The organism is Halorubrum sp. Atlit-8R, from assembly GCF_003666025.1.
In the GTDB taxonomy this organism is placed as follows: domain Archaea; phylum Halobacteriota; class Halobacteria; order Halobacteriales; family Haloferacaceae; genus Halorubrum; species Halorubrum salinarum.
Map to the genome: position 1 here is coordinate 333,046 of NZ_QPLV01000004.1, position 19,290 is coordinate 352,335.

Annotated in this window: 22 protein-coding genes and 2 pseudogenes; 14 read left to right on the top strand and 10 right to left on the bottom strand. The window is 64.9% G+C overall.

Annotation, left to right across the window (positions count from 1 at the left end; translation table 11 throughout):
- Positions 1 to 23: 23 nt before the first annotated feature.
- Positions 24 to 518, top strand: coding sequence for a hypothetical protein (locus DVK05_RS12580; RefSeq protein WP_121563749.1), 495 nt, complete (start codon positions 24 to 26; stop codon positions 516 to 518).
- A 113-nt stretch (positions 519 to 631) separates the two neighbouring features.
- The gene (locus tag DVK05_RS12585; protein WP_121563751.1) at positions 632 to 1,573 is read left to right on the top strand and encodes an ABC transporter substrate-binding protein; all 942 of its coding nucleotides are present in this window, start codon (positions 632 to 634) and stop codon (positions 1,571 to 1,573) included.
- A 6-nt stretch (positions 1,574 to 1,579) separates the two neighbouring features.
- Here DVK05_RS12585 and DVK05_RS12590 read toward each other — a convergent pair whose 3' ends face one another.
- Entirely contained in the window at positions 1,580 to 2,038 is a 459-nt protein-coding gene (locus DVK05_RS12590; protein ID WP_121563753.1) for a hypothetical protein, read from the bottom strand.
- 56 nt (positions 2,039 to 2,094) lie between these two features.
- Here DVK05_RS12590 and DVK05_RS12595 point away from each other — a divergent pair, with 56 nt between their 5' ends.
- The gene (locus DVK05_RS12595) at positions 2,095 to 3,150 is read left to right on the top strand and encodes an ABC transporter ATP-binding protein (protein ID WP_121563755.1); all 1,056 of its coding nucleotides are present in this window, start codon (positions 2,095 to 2,097) and stop codon (positions 3,148 to 3,150) included.
- The gene (locus tag DVK05_RS12600; protein ID WP_121563757.1) at positions 3,147 to 4,016 is read left to right on the top strand and encodes an ABC transporter permease; all 870 of its coding nucleotides are present in this window, start codon (positions 3,147 to 3,149) and stop codon (positions 4,014 to 4,016) included. The genes DVK05_RS12595 and DVK05_RS12600 overlap by 4 nt, the downstream gene beginning before the upstream one ends.
- A 48-nt stretch (positions 4,017 to 4,064) precedes the next feature.
- Here the strand turns inward: DVK05_RS12600 and DVK05_RS16910 are convergent, their stop codons facing one another.
- From DVK05_RS16910 to DVK05_RS12615, 4 genes are all read right to left on the bottom strand, one after another.
- A complete protein-coding gene (locus tag DVK05_RS16910; protein ID WP_147437770.1) occupies positions 4,065 to 4,244 on the bottom strand; it encodes a hypothetical protein in 180 nt (59 codons plus the stop codon).
- A 59-nt stretch (positions 4,245 to 4,303) separates the two neighbouring features.
- Positions 4,304 to 4,732, bottom strand: coding sequence for a DUF6069 family protein (locus DVK05_RS12605; RefSeq protein ID WP_121563759.1), 429 nt, complete (start codon positions 4,730 to 4,732; stop codon positions 4,304 to 4,306).
- Positions 4,733 to 4,821: 89 nt separating this feature from the next.
- Positions 4,822 to 5,271 (bottom strand): acyl-CoA thioesterase, encoded by a 450-nt coding sequence (locus DVK05_RS12610; RefSeq protein WP_121563761.1) that lies wholly within the window; start codon positions 5,269 to 5,271, stop codon positions 4,822 to 4,824.
- Positions 5,272 to 5,358: 87 nt separating this feature from the next.
- Entirely contained in the window at positions 5,359 to 6,114 is a 756-nt protein-coding gene (locus DVK05_RS12615) for a class I SAM-dependent methyltransferase (RefSeq protein WP_121563763.1), read from the bottom strand.
- 206 nt (positions 6,115 to 6,320) lie between these two features.
- Here DVK05_RS12615 and DVK05_RS12620 point away from each other — a divergent pair, with 206 nt between their 5' ends.
- From DVK05_RS12620 to DVK05_RS12635, 4 genes are all read left to right on the top strand, one after another.
- Positions 6,321 to 7,904, top strand: coding sequence for a methyl-accepting chemotaxis protein (locus DVK05_RS12620; protein WP_121563765.1), 1,584 nt, complete (start codon positions 6,321 to 6,323; stop codon positions 7,902 to 7,904).
- Entirely contained in the window at positions 7,897 to 8,622 is a 726-nt protein-coding gene (locus tag DVK05_RS12625; RefSeq protein WP_121563767.1) for a bacteriorhodopsin, read from the top strand. Before DVK05_RS12620 ends, DVK05_RS12625 begins: the two co-directional genes overlap by 8 nt.
- Before the next feature lie 103 nt (positions 8,623 to 8,725).
- Positions 8,726 to 9,259 carry an ArsR family transcriptional regulator gene (locus DVK05_RS12630; protein WP_121563769.1) on the top strand — a complete coding sequence of 178 codons (534 nt, stop codon included), beginning with the start codon at positions 8,726 to 8,728 and terminating at the stop codon, positions 9,257 to 9,259.
- Positions 9,256 to 9,693, top strand: coding sequence for a hypothetical protein (locus DVK05_RS12635; RefSeq protein WP_121563771.1), 438 nt, complete (start codon positions 9,256 to 9,258; stop codon positions 9,691 to 9,693). The genes DVK05_RS12630 and DVK05_RS12635 overlap by 4 nt, the downstream gene beginning before the upstream one ends.
- Positions 9,694 to 9,735: 42 nt before the next feature.
- Here DVK05_RS12635 and DVK05_RS12640 read toward each other — a convergent pair whose 3' ends face one another.
- From DVK05_RS12640 to DVK05_RS12650, 3 genes are all read right to left on the bottom strand, one after another.
- Positions 9,736 to 10,563 (bottom strand): undecaprenyl-diphosphate phosphatase, encoded by an 828-nt coding sequence (locus DVK05_RS12640; protein WP_121563773.1) that lies wholly within the window; start codon positions 10,561 to 10,563, stop codon positions 9,736 to 9,738.
- 63 nt (positions 10,564 to 10,626) lie between these two features.
- Entirely contained in the window at positions 10,627 to 11,211 is a 585-nt protein-coding gene (locus tag DVK05_RS12645) for a hypothetical protein (protein WP_233559385.1), read from the bottom strand.
- Positions 11,212 to 11,284: 73 nt separating this feature from the next.
- Positions 11,285 to 12,385 (bottom strand): DUF4330 domain-containing protein, encoded by a 1,101-nt coding sequence (locus tag DVK05_RS12650; RefSeq protein ID WP_121563775.1) that lies wholly within the window; start codon positions 12,383 to 12,385, stop codon positions 11,285 to 11,287.
- 130 nt (positions 12,386 to 12,515) lie between these two features.
- Between DVK05_RS12650 and DVK05_RS12655 the strand changes: the two genes are divergently transcribed.
- From DVK05_RS12655 to DVK05_RS12660, 3 genes are all read left to right on the top strand, one after another.
- On the top strand, positions 12,516 to 12,962 hold the full coding sequence (locus tag DVK05_RS12655) for a VanZ family protein (protein WP_121563777.1): 447 nt from the start codon (positions 12,516 to 12,518) through the stop codon (positions 12,960 to 12,962).
- A gap of 273 nt (positions 12,963 to 13,235) precedes the next feature.
- Positions 13,236 to 13,430: a hypothetical protein gene (locus DVK05_RS16915; protein WP_147437772.1), complete on the top strand. Its 195-nt coding sequence runs from the start codon at positions 13,236 to 13,238 to the stop codon at positions 13,428 to 13,430.
- A 292-nt stretch (positions 13,431 to 13,722) separates the two neighbouring features.
- Positions 13,723 to 15,870, top strand: a complete 2,148-nt coding sequence (locus DVK05_RS12660) for a BGTF surface domain-containing protein (protein ID WP_233559387.1) — start codon at positions 13,723 to 13,725, stop codon at positions 15,868 to 15,870.
- Positions 15,871 to 15,877: 7 nt separating this feature from the next.
- Here the strand turns inward: DVK05_RS12660 and DVK05_RS12665 are convergent, their stop codons facing one another.
- Positions 15,878 to 16,195: a nucleotidyltransferase domain-containing protein gene (locus DVK05_RS12665; RefSeq protein WP_121563779.1), complete on the bottom strand. Its 318-nt coding sequence runs from the start codon at positions 16,193 to 16,195 to the stop codon at positions 15,878 to 15,880.
- 154 nt (positions 16,196 to 16,349) lie between these two features.
- On the opposite strand from DVK05_RS12665, the pseudogene DVK05_RS12670 reads away from it, so the two are divergent.
- The 3 genes and pseudogenes from DVK05_RS12670 to DVK05_RS12680 all read left to right on the top strand — a co-directional run bounded on the left by DVK05_RS12670 (position 16,350) and on the right by DVK05_RS12680 (position 18,317).
- Positions 16,350 to 17,590: pseudogene (locus tag DVK05_RS12670) on the top strand (RNA-guided endonuclease InsQ/TnpB family protein).
- Positions 17,591 to 17,647: 57 nt separating this feature from the next.
- A complete protein-coding gene (locus DVK05_RS12675) occupies positions 17,648 to 17,908 on the top strand; it encodes an AbrB/MazE/SpoVT family DNA-binding domain-containing protein (RefSeq protein WP_121563781.1) in 261 nt (86 codons plus the stop codon).
- A 1-nt stretch (position 17,909) separates the two neighbouring features.
- Positions 17,910 to 18,317 carry a hypothetical protein gene (locus DVK05_RS12680; protein ID WP_121563783.1) on the top strand — a complete coding sequence of 136 codons (408 nt, stop codon included), beginning with the start codon at positions 17,910 to 17,912 and terminating at the stop codon, positions 18,315 to 18,317.
- Between the two features lie 186 nt (positions 18,318 to 18,503).
- On the opposite strand, the pseudogene DVK05_RS12685 reads toward DVK05_RS12680, so the two are convergent.
- Positions 18,504 to 18,878, bottom strand: a pseudogene (locus tag DVK05_RS12685) (sugar phosphate nucleotidyltransferase); the annotation flags it as partial.
- Positions 18,879 to 19,290 lie beyond the last annotated feature (412 nt).

Genomic DNA, 19,290 nt, shown 5'->3' on the forward strand with positions numbered 1-19,290 from the left:
GTGACATCTCCATAGCTCGGATCATGCCTGAGCCGACTGAGGATACTCCGGCGAGCGTCGAGGCGCGGAAGGACGCGTGGCGCCGAACGCTCCAAGAGATGGAGTCGATCGCATCGGACCTCCAAGCAGAGGGGTGGGAGACCGTCGCGATTCCGGTCGGCCACGCCGCGCCCGAAGTCCCCGACGTCGGCGAAGAGGGGCGGTTCGGCTTCGTTCACGTGATTCCCGGCAACTACGAGTCGGCGTTCCGAGAGGCGTTCGAAGCGGGCGGCTTCGAGCGCTACGACGTGTTCCACCGGGAGATCGGCGGGAAAGTGTTCTTCCTCGTTCAGCTGCTCGACGCACCCTCCCAGAACGCCATCTTGCTTGCCGCCCAGTACGACAAGCGACACGGAGAGTCACTCCGATCGGTGACCGAGGAGGAGGGGGTGGTGTACTCTCACGTCCAGAAGCTCGACGCGACCCACCTCGGCTCGTTCCGACACGACAAGCCAGAGAAGTTCTTCCCCGAGGGCTGAGCCGGCCGCTGTCATCGGTCCACGACGGCGGTCCGTTCGCGCACGGAATCGGCCTATTCAACCGCTACTCGGGCGACCCCTGACTTTTCATCGCCGAGCCCCTCAGTCCGCGTATGCGCGTCGCCTCCCTCCTCCCCTCGGCCACGGAAACGCTGTTCGCGCTCGGCGTCGAACCGGTCGGCGTCTCGCACAGCTGCGACCACCCGCCGGCCGCCCGCGGCCTACCGACGCTGACGAGCACGGTCGTCGACCACGCGGACCGCTCGGCGGCCGACATCGACGCACAGATGCGCGACGTCGACGGCGCCGTGTACGACTTAGACGAGGACCGCCTCGCGGCGCTCGATCCCGACCTCCTCGTCACGCAGGCGACCTGCGACGTCTGCGCGGTCGACGCGAGCGACGTCCGGGCGGCCGCCGCGCGCCTCGACCCCGCGCCCGAGGTGCTCGCCTGCGACCCGCACTCGTTCGCCGACGCCCTCGACGACGTGGAGCGGATCGGCGCGGCGGTCGGAGCCGAGGCGGCCGCGAGCGACCTCCGGGCCGACCTCCGCGAGCGCGTCGAGGCGGTCCGCGAGCGCGCCGAGCGCGCGGTCGCCGACGAGGGGCGCCCCCGCGTCGCCGTCCTCGACTGGACCGACCCGCCGATCCGCGCCGGTCACTGGGTGCGCGACATGGTCGACATCGCAGGCGGCGACCCCGCGTTCCAGCCCGACGGCCCCTCCGAGCCGGTCGCGTGGGCGGACGTGCGCGAGTTCGACCCGGACGCGCTCGTCGTCGCGCCCTGCGGCTTCGACCGCGACCGCGCCGTCGACGCGGTCGGGGACCTCGCCGACCGGCCGGGGTTCGACGACCTCGCGGCAGTCGCGGACGGTCGGGTCTACGCCGTCGACGGCAACGCCCTGTTCAACCGGCCGAGCCACCGGCTCGTCGACTCGCTGGAGACGCTGTTCGCGTGTCTCCACCCCGAGCACGCGGCGACGGCGCCCGCCGACCGTGATCGGACCGTGCGCGTCGATCCCCCGACGCCTTCCGTCCGCGCCGACGGCGGGTGACTCGGGCTACGGCTCGGCCGCCTCGCGGAGTGCGGAAAGAGTCTCGGCGTGCCGGAGGTCGGCCACCGAACAGTACCACGCGCCGCGCACGCCGTTCAGGTCGTTCTCGACGGGGCTATCGAGCGGCACGAGGTCGTCGAACGCGAAGACGACCACGACGCGCTCCTCGGAGAAGGGATCGATGAGCGCCGCCCAGTCGTCCTCGTCCATCGGTCCGGGGTCACCGCGCGTCTGTTCGGTGCGGTCGACGACGCGGGCGTAGTGGGTGACCGCCGACACCGGCGCGGTGCGGTAGAAGGCCATGAACTCAAAGTCGGCGCGGGTGCGGTCGTACGACCGCGGCGCGGGGTAGAAGCCGTCGCGGCAGCGCTCGAACGTGTCCGGTCGGGTCGCGACGACGCAGACGCGGGCGTCGCCGGGCGCGTCGTCGTCGGGGGCGTCCGCGGCGAAGCGGTCGAGGTCCACACCGAGGGTCGCCGGCGAGCGCGGATATATCCGCCGCCGGCGCGTACCGGGAGGCGATGGCACGGAGCGCGACGAGCGCGCGCGGCGGTCCCCGCGAGCGCGACGAGACGGACGCGGACGGCGACGCGGCGCCGCCCGACGACCAGCCCGGCCCGCCGGCCCTCGCGGTCGAGGGGCTCACGAAGCGGTTCGGCGAGGGCGACGACGCGGTCGTCGCCGTCGACGACGTGAGCCTCACCGTCGAGCGCGGGTCGGTGGTCGGCCTGCTCGGCCCGAACGGCGCCGGCAAGACGACGCTGATCAAGTGCGCCCTCGGCATCGTCATCCCCGACGCTGGCTCGGTCCGGGTGTTCGGCAACGACGTGCGCGACGGGCGCCGGGCGGCCTACGCCGACGTGGACGCGATGCTGGAGGGCGCGCGCAACGACTACTGGCGGCTCACGGTCCGGGAGAACCTCCGCTACTTCGCGACGATCAGCGGCGTCGACCCCGACTCCGTGGCGGCGCGTCACGACCGCCTGCTCGACCGCCTCGACCTGGCGGACAAGGCGGACACGCCGGTCCGCGACCTCTCTCGAGGGATGAAACAGAAGGTGTCGCTCGCGAGCGTGCTGGCGGGCGGCGCCGAACTCGTGTTCCTCGACGAGCCGACGCTCGGGCTCGACGTCGAGAGCGCGCGGACGCTCCGGGCGGAGCTGCGGCGGCTCGCGGCCGAGGAGGGGCTCACCATCGTCGTCAGCAGCCACGACATGACGACGATCGAGGCGGTGTGCGACCGCGTCGTCATGCTGTCGAACGGGCGGATCGTCGCCGACGACACCGTCGAGGCGCTTTTGGGCGCCGCCGCGAGCGACGCGGTGCGCGTGGCGAGCCCGGACCTCACGCCGGAGACGGTCGAGGGCCTGCGCGAGGCGTTCGAAGTCGTCGGCGTCGACCGCGAGGCCACTCCGCCGGCGGTGACGGTCGCGGCTGGGGGCGACCGGCTGTACGACCTGACCGACGCGCTGCGGGCGGCCGGCGTCACCGTCTCGGACATCCGGACGGTCCAGCCGGACCTCGAAGAGGTGTTCTTAGAGCGCACGGGGTCGGGGCTCGGAGGCGGGTCCCCGTGAGCGGGGACGCCTCCGCGGGACCGGCGTCGACGGCGGAGCCGACCGGCGACGCCGACGCTGCCGACGGCGCGCGGGCGACCGACGAGCCGCGCCCGGCCACCTACTACCACCTCGCGCGGGCGGTCCTCTACCGGGAGTTCCTGATCTTCGTGCGCTACCCGGCCAACGCGATCGGGGGGATCGTGGTGTCGCTGTTCTTCTTCGCCGCGCTGTTCCTCGGCGGCCAGCTGCTCGCCGGGCAGGCGCTCGCGGACTCGATCGAGGGGATCGTCGTCGGCTACTTCCTGTGGACGCTGTCGGTGGGCGCGTACTCGTCGGTGTCGAACGACATCGGCAGCGAGGTGCAGTGGGGCACCCTCGAACGCCACATCACCACGCCGTTCGGCTTCGCGCCCGTGGCGCTGCTGAAGGGGGTCGCGAAGGTGGTGCGGACGTTCCTCACGAGCGCCGTGATCCTCGCGGTGATGCTCCTCGCGACTGGGACGCGCCTCAGCCTCGCGCCCCTGACGGTGGTCGTCGTCGCGGGGCTGTCGATCGTCTCGGTGCTCGGTCTCGGCTTCGCCGCGGGCGGGGTGACGGTGCTGTACAAGCGGATCGGCAACTGGCTCAACCTCCTCCAGTTCGGATTCGTCGCGCTGATCTCCGCGCCCGTCTTCGACCTCCCGTGGACGCGCGTGCTCCCCTTGGCGCACGGCAGCGCCATGCTCCAGCGCGTGATGGTCGACGGCGTGCGGCTGTGGGAGTTCCCGCTCGCGGACCTCGCGCTCCTCGCCGCGGTCGCGGTCGGCTACCTCCTCGGCGGCTACCTCGTCTTCCAGTACGCGACGGGGCGCGCGCGGCGGCTCGGCGTGCTCGGCGACTACTGAACGGGTCGTCGGGTGACGCGGCGGGCGGGGCTCGGGGCGCCGAGGCCCTCACCCGGACGCGTCGCCCTCGGCCGCCGTCATCACGGCGTAGATCAGCGCCACCGGGATCGCCGCGCCGAGCGCGCCGGTCGGGATCAGCGCCGTCGACGCGCCGACGAGCGTCAACAGGCCGACGGCGACGCCCGCCGCCGCGAGACCGGCGAGGAGCACCGCTGCGGTTCTCCGCATACCGGATCGACGACGCCGAACCGACATGGAGGTGTCGACAACGCTCCCGCGGAAGGCGCTCACCGCGACCCGACACCGATCAGCGCGCCGACGATCAGCACCGCCACGAGGACGTGATAGACCACCAGGACCACCTGCCCGACGGCCGTCACGCCGAGCGACGGCGCGAACGCGACCACCGGGACGAGCATGAGCGCGAAGACCACGCCCGCGGCGGCGACGAAGTTCCGAACGGGACGGTCGGTGAACCGGACGAGCACGGCGTAGGCCAGGGCCGCGCCGGCCCCCGCGAGGACCGACGACGCGACCAGCGGGGCGGTCGCGAAGGGCGTCATCGCGCCCGTCTCGCCCACGTTGAGCCCGAGCAGCGTCACCAGTCCCTGCGCGAGCAGCACCGCCAGGACCGCGGCGCCGACGCCGAGCGCCGTTCGCCGAGCGAGCCCGCCGCCGGTGCTCGGCCGCGCGTATCGCGATTGTAACGTTACCATACCACATAGACGCCGGGAGCGGAGATAAGCGTAGCCGCCGCGGCGCCGGCCCCCGCGACGACGCTCCCTCGCGGCCGACCGCCCTTCGTCTACCGGTCCTCGTCCGGCTCTCCGGCCAGCGCCTCGTCGCGGAGCTCGCGGCAGCGCTCGCCCGCGACCTCCAACTCCGGCACAGGCGTCGGGTTTCCGTCGGCGTCGACGGCGACGAACACGAAGTACGACTCCGTCGTGAGCTCGCGCTCCCCCGTCCGCGGGGACTCACGGTACGCGCGGATCCGCGTGCGGAGGCTCGTGCGCCCGACCGCGTACACGTACGACTCGATGACGCAGGTGTCGCCCTGCGGGACCGGCCGCTTGAAGTCCAGCCCGTCGATGTTGGCCGTGACGCACGTCTCGCCCGCGGCGCGCATCGCGGACATCGCGCCGATCTCGTCCATCCACTTGACGACGTTCCCCCCGTGCGCCGAGGCGTAGTTGTTCGTGTGAGTGGGCTGGACGCGCTGGCGGTTCTCGATGTACGTGTCGCTGACGCTGGGCATGGGCCCCCGTCGCGCGGCCGCGGGAAAAACACCGGCCCCGGTCCGATCGCCGGCGGCCCGCGGCCGCCGTCCGGAGCGGTTCCGACGCTACTTCCGCAGTTCCCAGACCTGGATACCGTCTCCGTCCGCAAGCGGTTCGCCGTCGAATCCCCCCTGGACCGACCACTGATCGAACGGCGACTGACGCGCCAGCAACTCGACCTGTTGGGGCGGAAGGTGCGAGAGGACGAACTCGTCGCGGGCGACGACCTCCCCGCCGGCGTCGAGGAGCTCCTGCTCCGTGCGATAGGTCTGGGCCACCTGATCGGCGATGTCGGCTCGGGAACGCCCTCTCAGCGTCGTTCCGTCGTACTCGACCTCGCGAACCTCCTGCCACTCGCCGAACGACTCGGCGATGACGGTGTACCGGGGGACGTACACGTCGAACAGGAGTCGGCCGCCGGCCTCGAGAACGTCGTGAAACGCCTCGAGGGCGGCAAGCTGGTCGTCGACCCGTCGGAGGTTGCACATCGAGTTGTAGGGGACCAGCGTCAAGGCGTACGACCGGTCCGCGTCGACAGCCCGCAGATCGGCTTCCCACACGGTCGGCGTCACCCCCTCGTTGGCGGCCTTCTCCCGGAGGATATCCAGCATTGCCGGCGAGATGTCGAACCCGTCGGCGTCGACGCCGTTGCGAAGGAGCTCGAGGTAGAGCCGTCCGGTTCCGCAGGCCCCCTCCAGCACCGGCCCGGCAGCGCTCGTAGCCGCGTCGAGATAGAACGACTCGTCGCCGACGTCCCCGTGGTCGTGCGTCGCCTCGTAGAACGCGGCTAACGCCTCGGAAAATCGGTTCCCCTCGGCCATACCGACGACCGACAGCGTGAGACGGAAAAATCCCACCGGAATCGTGTGTTACGTAGGTGACACGGAAACCGGGCATGACGGTCCGCTCCTCGGCTCCTGCCGGGCGCTCCGGAGGTCGCCGACGCCGACACTCGCGACGATTATCGTGTCCGGTAATTGGGACTTTAATCCTAAGTATGGGTGTTCAGTCCGCTCAGACAATACGTATGTTGAACGCGATCACCTCGCGGTACGGGCGCCGCGTCGGGGCGGCGGTCCTCCTGACGCTCGCCGTGACGCTCGGCTTCATAGCCCTCTTCGCGGGGCACGTGGCGGCGGTCGGCACCGCGGCGGCGGCGACGGCGGCGCTGGCGTCGGTCGGCGTCGTCGTCACGCTGAACCTCGGGCTCCTGGGCATCGTCCTGATCGGGAACGTCGCGGTCGAGTTGCGGCGGCTGACGGAGACCGCGGAGGCGGTCGGGCGCGGCGAGTTCGACGCGAGCGCGACCTCCGACCGCGGCGACGAGATCGGCCGGCTCTTCGAGGCCTTCGACGAGACGCGGCGGTCGCTCCGGGACGCGGTCGCCGAGTCCGAGCGGGCGCAGTCCGAGGCGGAAGCCGCCCGCGAGGAGGCCGAAGAGCTGTCCGACACCCTCCTGACGCGCGCCGAGGAGATCGGCGGCGCCATGGAGGACGCCGCCGAGGGCGACCTCACCCGCCGGCTCGACGCCGACAGCGAGGTCGACGCGATCGAGCGCATCACGACGGCGTACAACGAGATGACCGGCGGGCTCTCGACGACGGTCGAGGACATCCAGGCGTTCGCGGGCGACGTGGAGGCCACGAGCGAGGAGATGGCCGCGGAGGCCGACGACGTGGCCGCGATGAACCAGGAGGTGGCCGCCGAGATGCGCGAGCTGGCCGACGAGCTGGACGCGCAGACCGAGCGGTTACGGGAGACGGCCAACGACACCGACGACTTCTCCGCGACCGTCGAGGAGATCGCCTCCACCACCGACGAGGTGGCCGGCGACGCGAGCGCCGCGGCGGAGCTGGGCGAAAAAGGCGAGGAGCGCGCGACCGAAGCGGTCGAGGCCATCGCCGCGATCGCCGACCTCCTCGAGGACCTCGACGACCTCGTCGCCGGCCTCGACGACCGGATGGACGGCGTCGCGGAGACGACCGACGTGATCGCCGACATCGCCGAGCAGACCAACATCCTCGCCCTGAACGCCTCGATCGAGGCGTCGCGGGCGGGCGGCGACGGCGACGGCTTCGCGGTCGTCGCCGACGAGGTGAAGGGGCTCGCCGAGGAGACCCGCGAGTCCACCACGGAGATCGAGGCGACGATCGGCGACGTGACCGAGGACGTGTCGGCGGTCGCCGGCGAGATGGACCGCACGATGACGGAGCTCGACGAGACGACCGCGGCGGTCGAGGCCGCCGGCGAGGCGATCGAGGAGCTCACCGGCACCGTCGAGGACGTCGACGTCGCGATGGGCGACATCGCGCGGGCGACCGACGAGGGCGCCGAGGGGATCGAGTCGGTCGCGGCCCGCGTCGAGGCCGTCCACGGCTCCGCCACCGACGCCGCCGACCGCGCGCGGACGCTCGCGGCGACCGCCGACGAGACGGCGGAGACGGTGGGCGACCTCGCGGAGACCGCGACCGCGCTCTCCGAGCGCACCGCGTCGCTCACGGAGCGGCTCGCGCAGTTCGAGACGCGATCGGATGCGGGGGAGGCCGGCGGCGCGGCGGCGGCCGCCGCGAGTCCGACCGCCGGCGACGCGGAGGTGAGCGCCGATGATTGAGCCGTCGACGGTGCGCTTCGCCTCCGCGGGCGTGTACGCGGTCTCGGCCGTGGTGCTGCTCGCGCTGGCGCGGCGCAAGCCCGCCGCCCTGCGGCGGTACTGCTACCCGTTCGTCGCGGTCGTGGCGCTCGCGGGCGTCGGGATCGCCTCCTGGGGCGCCGGGATCGGCACGTTTGCGGTCGCCAACGGCACGCTGGAGGCCGGGCAGTTGCTCTCCGACTACGTGGCGTACCCGTTCCTCTTCGGGTTCGCGGCGTTCGTCTCGGGGGCGAGCCGGCGGTACGTCGGCGGCGTGGTCGCGCTGGTCGTCGCGATGCGGGTCGGCTACGACTTCGCGGCGGTGTTCGACGGCGCGCTCGCGACCGCGGGCACGGCGAGCATCCTTGTCGGCTACGTCGCGCTCGTCGGGCTGTACTTCGGCCCCATCGCGAGTGCGGCCGCCCGGCAGCCGCCCGCCCGCGAGCTGTTCTACAAGAAGACGCGGAACCTCGTGCTGTTCGCGTTCGGCGTGCTAATCGCGTGGGCGATGCTCCAGATTGTTGGGGTGTTCGATCAGTTCACCGCCGCGGTGACGCTGGAGTACCTCGACCTCTTGCTCCGGGTTGGCTTCGCCGGCTTCGTGTTCGCGAACGTGGAGACGCTGGCGGCGGAGGCCGGCGGCGGTACTGACACGGGCCAGCCCGCGTCGCACACGCCGGTGGGAACGGGCGCAGACTGAGGCGACGGGACCCGAAGTTCATCGAATCCGCTGCCCGCGGTCTCGATAGAGTAAATAGTTCGACGACACCAGAATTATATAGTCTCTTCCGCTACTGACGGGTATGCCTGCCGACGATCCGGGCGAGGCGTTCGGACTCGCCGAGGGGTTCAGTGCGGATCTCGACGCTGAGCCCGCCGACGAGCGTGTGTACCGGGTTGCCCTCCAGCTGTACGACCCGGCGGGCGTATCGGCGATCGCCGAGCGCGCCTCGTGCGCGCCGGACACCGCTCGGCGGCATCTCAAGCGGCTGGCCGATATCGGCGTCGTCGAACGCGTCTCGGAGTCCCCGCTCACGTACGTCCGCAACGAGTCGTACTTCGAGTGGCGACTTCGGAACCGGCTCGAAGCCCTGTCACGCGACGAGCTCCACGAGAGGCTCGCCGAGCTCACCGAGCGCGAGTCCGCGTTCCGGGAGCGCTTCGGCGCCGAGTCGCCGACCGACGTGAACGCGCTCGACCACGCGGCGTACGACGACGTCGAGACGGTGTGGCTTGCGTTGAGCGAGTGGCACACCGTCAGGGAACGGATCGACCGACTGGAGGCGGTCCGTCGCGACCGCGGCTCTGACTCCTCTCTTGAGGAGAACGCCGCGTGACCGACTCCGACCCGTCGCGGTCCGTCGACGTGGCAACCCTTCGGTATCTCGGTCGCGCGTTCGGTCGACGGGACGAGGTGCGCCAGACGTCGCTGTTCCCGTCGAACAAGCCGGAGAGCCTCGTCGTGACGCTCGACGCCGAGTACTATCCCGAGCCAGTCGACGGCGTCTCGCTCGACGTTCGCGCATACACGAACGGTGAGTTTCACGTCTCGTACCACGAGACGCGTGCCGGCGACCGGCGACGGTGTCGCTGGGATCGCCACGACCAGCCGCACAACGCCCGGGACCACTTCCATCCGCTGCCGGACGCGGCCACGGACGCTGCGGTCGACCGAGACTATGTGACTGACCTCACGCGCGTCGTTGAACAGACGATACTCCCGTGGGTCGACGAGCGGGTCGGCGCGCTGTGGGAGTCGACGCCCGATTGAGTTCGTTTTTATTCAGCGTTCCGCTTGCGTGCGGTGCTTGACTCACACGACGAGCGTAATTCCGCCCCCGCCGACGATCGCGAGCGCGCCCAGCGCGAAACACACTGTTGCGAACGGCACGCGCTCGACGACGCGCATGAGCGCGTCGATGGTGAGGTAGCCGACGACGGCGCTCACGCCGAGCGCGACCGCCGCGGGCACTGGCGCGATCCCGGGTAGCCCGCCCGCGCTCGCAAGGGTGAGCGCGGCCGCACCAACAGATGCGGGAATCGACAGCAGAAAGGAGAGCCGAAACGCGGTCGGCGGGTCGTAGCTGCGGAACAACAGCGTGCTTGCGGTCACGCCTGACCGCGAGATACCGGGGAGGATGGCGAACCCCTGCGCGCTGCCGACGAGAATCGAATCGATGAGCGACGGGGTTTCGCGGCCGCCCATACTGGCGCTGTCTGAGGCCTGCTGGAGCAGCCCGGTGATCACGAGGAGCACGCCGATGACGGCGATGAACACGCCGCCCCTGAGGTCGCTGACGAGATCCACGGCGAGAACGTACAGCGGAATGCCGACGAGGCCGGTGAACAGCGACGCCACGACGACGTACGTCGCGATCGCGTGGTCGGCGTTGTATGCTGTCGCGGGCCGCCACCCGGGAAGTGTGTTCAGGATGGTCGCGATCTCGTCACGGTAGTAGGTTGCGGCCGACAGGGTCGTCCCCAGCTGGAGGAACAGTGCGAGCTGGACGGCGACCGCGGGATCCGTGCCGACGAGCGTGAGCACGAGCGAGAGATTCCCCTGACTCGAGACGGGGAGCCACTCGACCACGCCCTGGACGATCCCGGCAAGTATCGCGACAAGCAGCTCCGTGGTGGTCACTACTCAACTCGGACACGGGCACTCACTTAAGCGGCCGGCTTTGGGCGGGTGAACCTGCGGCGGCTACTTGTCGTCTGAGTCGTCGCTTGGATCGTTACCGGGCGTGTGCTCTTCCTGCGGCTCAGGCGGTTCGAGCGCGGCGAGAAGGAGCCTGACTGGCCGAGTCTCGCGGAGTTCGGTCCAACTCCGCCGCTCGCGGGTGGCGAGGGCGCCGGTGATGAGTGTGACGGCCGTCAACGCGAGTCGGGTTGTACCGAGCGTGCCCGCGCCGACGCTCGCTACCCCCACGAGTGCGCCCGCAACGAGAAGTCCGAGGCCGGCGACGACCGCGGGCTGCTGGCGGGTGACCGTCGCGCCCGTCTGGACGGCCCCGGCGACCCGTGACTCTCTGACGGCAGGTGCGAGACGGTCGATGGCCGCGTCAAGAAGGCGAATGACCGGGCCGACTGTCCACGTCTCCCGGAGATCTATCACGATCACGTCCGGGTCTGGTTCAGCAGTCAGCCACCGGTACAAATACGAGTCGCGGACCGCACCGGCGATCCACTGTCCTAGCCGGCCGAGTCGGGAGCCTTGGACCGCTCGTTGGACGGTGCTATCGTCCGGCAGCTCCTCCGATTCGGCCGTGTTTTCCATCTGCGAGTTCATTGGCTTGTCACGCGTATGGGGGTTACGACTCCGGTGGGCCCTAATGCGAGTGCGGTATCTGCTGGGTCTCTGCTCACCCTCCCACGCTGACGACGGTCGCCTCAATGACCACCGTCCCGAGATCGAGAGTCACGGTCGACCCCTGCCGAAGCTGCTCGCCCTTGAACGTGAGCCCACTTGGCGTTTCGCGGAGCTGTAGGTCGGCGGCGATGGTTACGTCGCGGTTGATCGGGTGATCGACAACATTGACGCTGCCGTTCTCGCCGGTGGTGATGATAAGCGACGGTTCCGTCTTCACGCTCGTAATCCGGGCAACCGTGGTGTCACCGGTGCGTTCAACCATCCCCGGCTCAATGGCGTCTGCAAAGTCCTCGCGCACCTCGTCCATTCGAAGGGTGACCGTTCGAGTAGTCGCTGTACCGAGGCTCAGCTCTCCGCCGACCTGTTCGATCTGGCCGTCAAGTGTGTACTCGCTTGCGGGGAGCGTTACTGTCTGCCCGCGTCGCACCGGCGTGCCCCCGAAGCGAAGCCGGTCCTGTTGGCGGTGGGCGGTGAGCGTCGCCGCAACGAGGAGTTGCCGGGTGGTCGGCTCCCCGGTGGCGTAGGAGGTCACGTTCTCGATTCGAGCCACTGTGCGGCCGCTCAGCCGGATTTCATCGCCTGACGTGACTGCCGCAGCGGTGCCCGCATCGACGTGACTGGACAGCAACACGCGCTGTTGGGTGGTCGCGAGCGCGTCGTTGTCGCCCACGTCACGAATCTGACCGTTGATCTGATAGCGGTCGGTGGTGATATCCAGTGTACGGCCGAGACGGGGTGGTGCACCAGCATAGGTGAGACTGTCCTGACTGTTGAGTTCTCCTTCGAGGGCCACACGGAGAATGACCCGCGTCTGATTGCCCTGCGGCGTGAGATGAACGTCCGTGACGCGGAGCGTGGACGCGCTGTCGGGGCTGTGGGTGTCACCCTCCTCGATTGCGTCAACGATGTACGGGGAGACGGTGCCGACATCAAGTGTCGCGTAGGTGGTGTCCGTCTCCGGTGCGGGTGCGGGACCGTCGGTGAGGACGAACGCGGCGCCCGCAACGACAACGGCAGCGATCAGCAGAACGACGAGCGCGTCGATGACGTTGACGGCCCCGAACAGTCGCCCCTCGTCGTCGATCAACTCCATAGAGATCCCTCCAAGCGCAACATTATCATCGATGACCGGCGCGCAGGTAAAAAGCGTACCCGTTCGCCGATCCGGCACGGGAACCCGAATCCGCAGGCTTTTGTCGGTCCTGCGAGACGACTCGGCCATAATGGGTCGCCTGCGGCTCCCGCTCGTGCCACGTGCGCTCCGGCTGGCAGGGGTTCTCGCGGTCGCGGCGACGATCCTCTACTTCTCGGTGGTTACACCGCCCGGGAGTGGCATGATTCGAACCGGGCCGTTCGGCGTTCTCCCGTACAGCACATGGCTCCACGGGCTGGCGTACGCCGGCCTCGCGGTGACGCTTGCGTACGCGTTTCAGGATTCGGCGTGGCGCGACCGGACTGTGTTGGTCGTTGTGTTCCTCGTCGCCGTCGGGTATGGCGGGAGCATCGAGCTGCTCCAGTCGACGCTGGACGCGCGAACCGCCGATGTCGGCGACCTGCTTGTGAATGCAATCGGGGCGGCCGCCGCGGCCGTGTGTTGGCGGGTGCTCACGCGGTGGGTGCGGTTCTATCGTGTGCGGCGCGCAGCCGACCTTGAGACACCAGTGCGGTGACCGGCCTGCCTTTTCCCCTGAAGACAGAGGCTGTGGTCAAGATACGACTCAATCAGTCAGTTCAGCAGTTTTGCGGTTCAAGCAAGGCCCGAATGGGTGTCAAGCAGAACAATACAAAGCAACTGGATCGGTTAACGACAAGTATGCGATTGAACAGACGAAAGATGCCTTACGAAGGAACATCAGCGAGTGCGAGCACGGAGAATGGGGCGGTGATCAACTAACCCCTGACAACGGAATATGAATTGACGAAGGCTCTTTGCCACGCTCGGTATGGCGGCAGCAGGTACCCCCGCGGCGGTCGGCACCGGCGCGTTCACGAGCGTGAGCGCAACTCGAGGTGTCAGCGTCCACGTCGCTGAGGATGCCGACGCGCTTCTCGCAATCGAGCTGTCGCCCGGTCCGAACGGTGAGTACGCCGTCGTCGAGAATGGCCAAATTGCGATCCGATTAGCGCGACTCTGCTGAGTTATACAACCTGATAATCAAGGAAGTATGCTTTTGTAGGTGAGTAGAAATCTTATACCAGCAACTGATAGGCGTGTGTTGGCTCAATCACGCCACCTCAATACTGATGAAACGAAATAACCAGCCTGACCCCCAATCATTGAATTCAAAGTCCTCTCAAAGTAGCGAGTCGCGCGGTAGCAAGTCGGACAGGTCCCGCAGCACGTGGCTTCTGACATCAAGGACTCGCTTCATATCGGTCGGAGGTATATTACTTCTACTCTGCTGTTTGTTACTTACAACTGGCTTACCTGTGGCTGGTATTAACGTTGACAAATCCTCACCGGTTAATTCTGATAGTTATCCGATAGATTCAGTTGCCTCCTCTGGAGTAACTGACTCTGCTAGCCAGGCATCTATTACAGGCGAGTTCACAAAATCAAGGTACACTGGTGTCGCAGGCGATCCAATCGAGATTGCCCATGGGTATAATAACCCAGATCCAGATGGAGCAGCATATTTGCTGGTCGGTGGGAACCAGATCAGTAACACCGGTCAAACAGTCGGATTTGTCGATGTTATCAAAATCAGCGGTAGCACAACGACAATTAACACGCGACTTATCGGAACAGAAGAAACAAATGTACAAAGCTGTGCGCTTGAGGAAGTCTCCTGTGATCTTGAGTTCCGTGATACGAATGGAGATCCCATAGCCGATAGTCTCTCAAACTTGACTGCGTCGTCCGGGGCAACCGGGGCTAGTGGACTGGTTCGCCCGTTAGTACCGCAGCGATATCGTCTGGCGATTACTGACGGAACGTTCACTGTGGATGACTCCGGAGTAGTGACACCGACAGCTGCTGCCGATCAGGCGGATCTTATCCTAAAAAAGCCAAAACTCAGTGATAAGGTTGAGGTGTTCACTAGTGTTGACCCTAAAATAGCTACCGAAGATATTGATACTGAATCACTCAACAGCCTCAGAAAGAATGGTCTTGAGCGCACTACTGTGACGGAAGGAAACCGCGTTGTGCTTGGATTTGAGTCGACTGGTATTTGGGGTGCTCTATCGTATTTCGCCGCAGATGCCGACTCTATTAAAGCTGGAGAAGCTGTCGACGCTCAAGCGTTAGTTGACCTGCTTGCGGCCGAGGAGGGTGTTTCACTTCAAGTACAACAGACAAACCCGAGCGGAAACGAGCCACGGTCAGAACTTGACCTTTCTCAAGCAAATGCGGATGATGTGACGGTTATCTTGGCAGACGATGGTGAATTGAACACCCCAAGTGCGCCCACCCAGTTCTATCTAGTGTTAAACACAGGCGATGATGGTCCGTTCACCCACAACCCTGAACCAGGCGACAAGTTCTCTGTTAAATTTTCGCTTGAGGGGGCTGAAGACATGCGGTATCGCTTCAACAACACGGACCAAACAAGCCCGCCGGACCCATTCAATCCAGTGGACTCTGGTAGCGAGCACCCGGAGTTATTCCCATATTGGGGGGTCAGTGACACCAGCACACACGCTGAAGCATCATTCAGTATCGAAGAGCGGTTCGTTCGATACGACCACGTCACCAATGACGGTGAGATTCTCGTTGAAGCTGAAAATGGACGTATTACCGGAACTACGTCGCTCCTGCCGGCTGTCGAAACCTCTGTAACACTCGTTAATGACGCTGGTAGCACGCCAGACCGCAAGGAGTCACAATTAGATATCTCTGACGGGGAATTTAGTATCAGCTTCGATACCGATGAGCTAACTCCGGGAACGCGTTTGAACTACAATCTATACCAAGGGTCAACCCACCGTGACAGTAGAACAGTTGTGATTGTCAGTGATAGCGACAACCCAGATAGACTCATGATCAGCAATGCTACACAGAATGTCACCGTTACTGAGGGCGAAAACCTCTCAGCGATCACTGTAGTAGCTCGTAATGTTGGCGGATTTCGTGGTGAAGGAGAACTCGCACTTACTGTAGAAAACAGCACTGTCGCCGGCTCGTGGGGGGTGCGGCTTGACCCTCGTGAGTCTCGGTCTTTTGATTTTGGGACGACGACCGCCGATCTTGAACCGGGCACCTACCCATTTAGCCTCCGGCTTGACGGTGATGTACACAACGGGACCCTTGTCGTTGAGCGTGACCCGGCAACGACGACTCTCGACGAGGATGAGCCAGCGTCCCCCGCTAGCGGTGGCACGGCCGACGACGAACTGGACGGCAATGGGACGACCGGCGACAGCAAACCGAACAATGAGACGACAGTCGACAACGGGGACAGCTCCAATGGTGAGTCAACCACAAACAGGAGTGACGGTGACAGCGCGCCGTCCGAGGAACCGGCAGATGATAAGCCGCGCAGCTCCGGGCTGATTCCCCTCCCGTTCGGTACTCGTGAGGCGTTCGGTGGAACCGTCATGGTTGGTGCCGTCTACTTACTCGGACACTGGGTGTGATGGCGGCTTATGCGAATCTCACGTCCGCACAGCCGACTGCTGCCTCTCTTTTCGGAATCTGCGGGGCCGTGTTCGGGTTGCTTGGAGTGAGCCTCATCGTTAGCGGACTGTCTGTCGATCCCCAGCTTGCTGCTGTGAGCGACTCTAGTCTCCGCGCAGGCGTGGTCTCTCTGTTCGGATTGACAGCGATATCAAAATCTGATGAATGCGTAGCCGTTCCCGAAAGCTGTGATCCGAATACAACGGTGAAGACGACATCCGGATCAGCACAGACCACATCCTTGAGAGCAGAGCGTATCTGTGACTGATCAGCATTCGGTTCCATACGAGGATTCACATCGCATCATCACAAGAAAATTCAGCCAAGACGTATTTTATCGGCGGACAAGGCGAATACCCCGAGGCTTGACCTCGGGGATGAAGCCGACAACTCGTGATACAAACCACTAAATGAACACATCACTAATCAATAGACAGCGATGGAACACAGTCGCCGCTACCACGCTTACCCGACACAAAAGGTAGCGGCTGGACTGGAACACCATCTGGATGTTCATCGCCAGCTCTACAACCACGTCCGCTGGGACTACGAACAAGCCCCGGAAAAAATAAGCCGAGTGAGTACGACCAGAACAACAAACTTCCCGGCTGGAAGCGAAAGTGGCCTGTCTTCGGTAAACTACACTCGAAGGCCGCCCAAGCTACTGTCGCACGCTTCTATCGGAACCTCTCGAACCTTCGCAAGAAGAAGGAGAGGGGATACAACGTTGGTCGGCTCAAACGGCAAGCACCCACCGATTATCGAAGCGTCACGTACAACCAGTCTGGTTTCGACCTCGATGAAAAGAGGGGCCAAGACAGGTTCGCGTACGCCCGCTTCAGCAAAATCGGTTGGGTGAAGATTCGTTACCACCGCCCGATTCCCGACCACGCCACGATCAAAGAGGTCACGTTCAAGAAGGAGACGACTGGCGAGTGGTTCGTCTCCTTCGGCCTCAAAACCGACGACGCCGATCTCCCCGAGAAACCCGACGTGGAATCGCTGGACGCGAGCAACAGCGTCGGCATCGACCTCGGAATACTCAACTACATCCACACCAGCGACGGCAAAACCGTGGATTGGCTCGACCTCGAAGACGACTACGAGCGACTCGGACGCGAACAGCGTAAGTTATCTCGGAAGGATAAGAGGTCGAACAACTACGAGAAACAACGAGTCGAAGTTGCCAAACTCAAGCGTCGGATTCGCCGGAAGGTGCTGGACTACCAGCACAAAATAACGACGTGGCTTGTCCGCGAGTACGACGCCGTATTCGTCGAAGACCTGAACGTGAAGGGGATGCTTGAACAGTCGCACAACACTCGAAACAAGCAGGATGCGGCGTGGCGACAGTTCATCACCTTGCTCGAATACAAAGCAGAATTGTACGGCAGTCACGTCGTGCAGGTCGAAGCCCGAGGCACGAGCAAAGAATGCGCGTCGTGCGGTGTGGAGTCAGCGAAACCCATCTGGGTCAGGGAACACTCCTGTCCGTCGTGTGGATTTGAGACGGACAGGGACGCGAATGCGGCGATGAACGTCTTACAGAGAGGCTTTGCTGAATTAGGGGTGGGATGGCCCGAAGACACGCCCGTGGAGACTGTGACCGCTACGGACACGACTCACTTTGAGTCCGTGTCTGCAAGTCATGTCGTGGAAACGGGAAGCCTCGGGGCTTGACCCCGAGGCGATTCACCCTCCGCAAGACAAAAGGTATTACGACTAGTATTACTGCGTATGAGTAAGTCTACCCGTGTCACAGAGAAGGGCCAAGCGACGATCCCTCACGAACTCCGCGAGAAGTACGACCTAAATCCCGGTGACGAGGTCGTCTGGATGGACACTGACGAGGGGATCGTGGTGAAAAAGCGTACTCGTACCGGCGGACGCGGGATGCTCGTTCCTGACGACACCTCGGATGCGAAGCGCGAGGAGATCGCCGAGGAGTTGGGTCAGCGCGTCCGAGATCGCCGTGATCTGAACTACGAGGAGGCCTGAAATGGCAGCATACACTGCTGACGTCGTCTCGTTGCTAGTCTATCTCGTCGACGCGCTCCCGCCAGAGGCTGACCAGGTGTTCGCTGAAGCTGAAGCCGGGGAAACGGTCATCGAGACACCGAGTACGGCGATCGCTGAAGTGCTGTACTCGGTTTCCCGCGACAAGGACGTTCGGGGCATCTCTCTCACGGGGACACCGGAGGACGCCCGTCAAGCGCTGGTTGGAAACGGACCGATCTCGGTCGCGCCTGTCGGTGATGCGGAGTTGGCAGAATACGCCCAACTGCTTGGTGAGTTCAGCATCCACGACGGCCTGATCGTCGCGAGTCACCGGGCACAAGAGACTGATGCGATCCTCACGACTGACGGTGTTATCGGTGACGCCGGGTACAACACGATCTGGGACTGAGTCCTTTCTCCCGTGCTTATTAGTACCGATCAAGCAGATCTTCAGCCAAATTCCTTCGCTGTAGGCGGTGAATCTACGATGGTTTCGAGGTGGCCATTCCCATTACAAGTTCAAACGGGAACGTTGGCACAGCACCTCGTGAACAAAGTGCTTCCCCGTAGTTCCACGATACTGCTCGCTGTCGTCTCAGGCGTCTGACTTAACGACCGTCTCGGTCTCCTCGTCGGTCTCGTCGCCCTGAAGCCGACGCTCGGCCTCGTCGCGGTCCTTGGGATACCCCACGTCGATGCGCCAGCCGTCAAGGCCGATGGCGTCGATGGTGCGGCCCGACTGGATGAGGAGATCAATCGCGTCGCTGATCTCGTACTCGTCGCGGTTCGACGGCTGGACGAGATGGCAGGCGTGGAAGATAGCGGGCGAGAAGGTGTAGAAGCCGGTCGTCACGAGGTTGATCGGCGAGTCCTCGGGCTTTTCGACCACGTCGGTGATCTCGCCGTACTGGTTCGTATCGCAGACGCCGTATCGGCTCGCTTCCTCCTAGGGGACCTCCTCAACGAGGAACAGAAGACAATGTTGTTGCCCGATGAACGACCCTACTAACGAGAGTCTGAAAAACACTCTGTATCAGTTTCTAACCCAATCTCACGTTGTTTTGTGGCCGAAATAGCGGTATAACGGCTTTATTTTCTTCACATATATAAACACTACAGCTGTTTAGTATGTGTTTCACGACGATCTAGTGTGTGCTGAAACACCCCTATTAGGCACTAAATCCGCACACGGGGGGTGGACACACTACAGCGGCCCGACTGATAATAACAATAATAACGGCATGCGGTAGCAGATGGCGATGTTAAGTTAAGAACGAGGCGGTCGGTAGTTCGAGTGTCTATGTGCGAATCCAACCGCCTCATCGACTCTACTGAGTGGATTGACTTGGATTTTGTGGAGCGAGAGCGGACACCCCACGAGA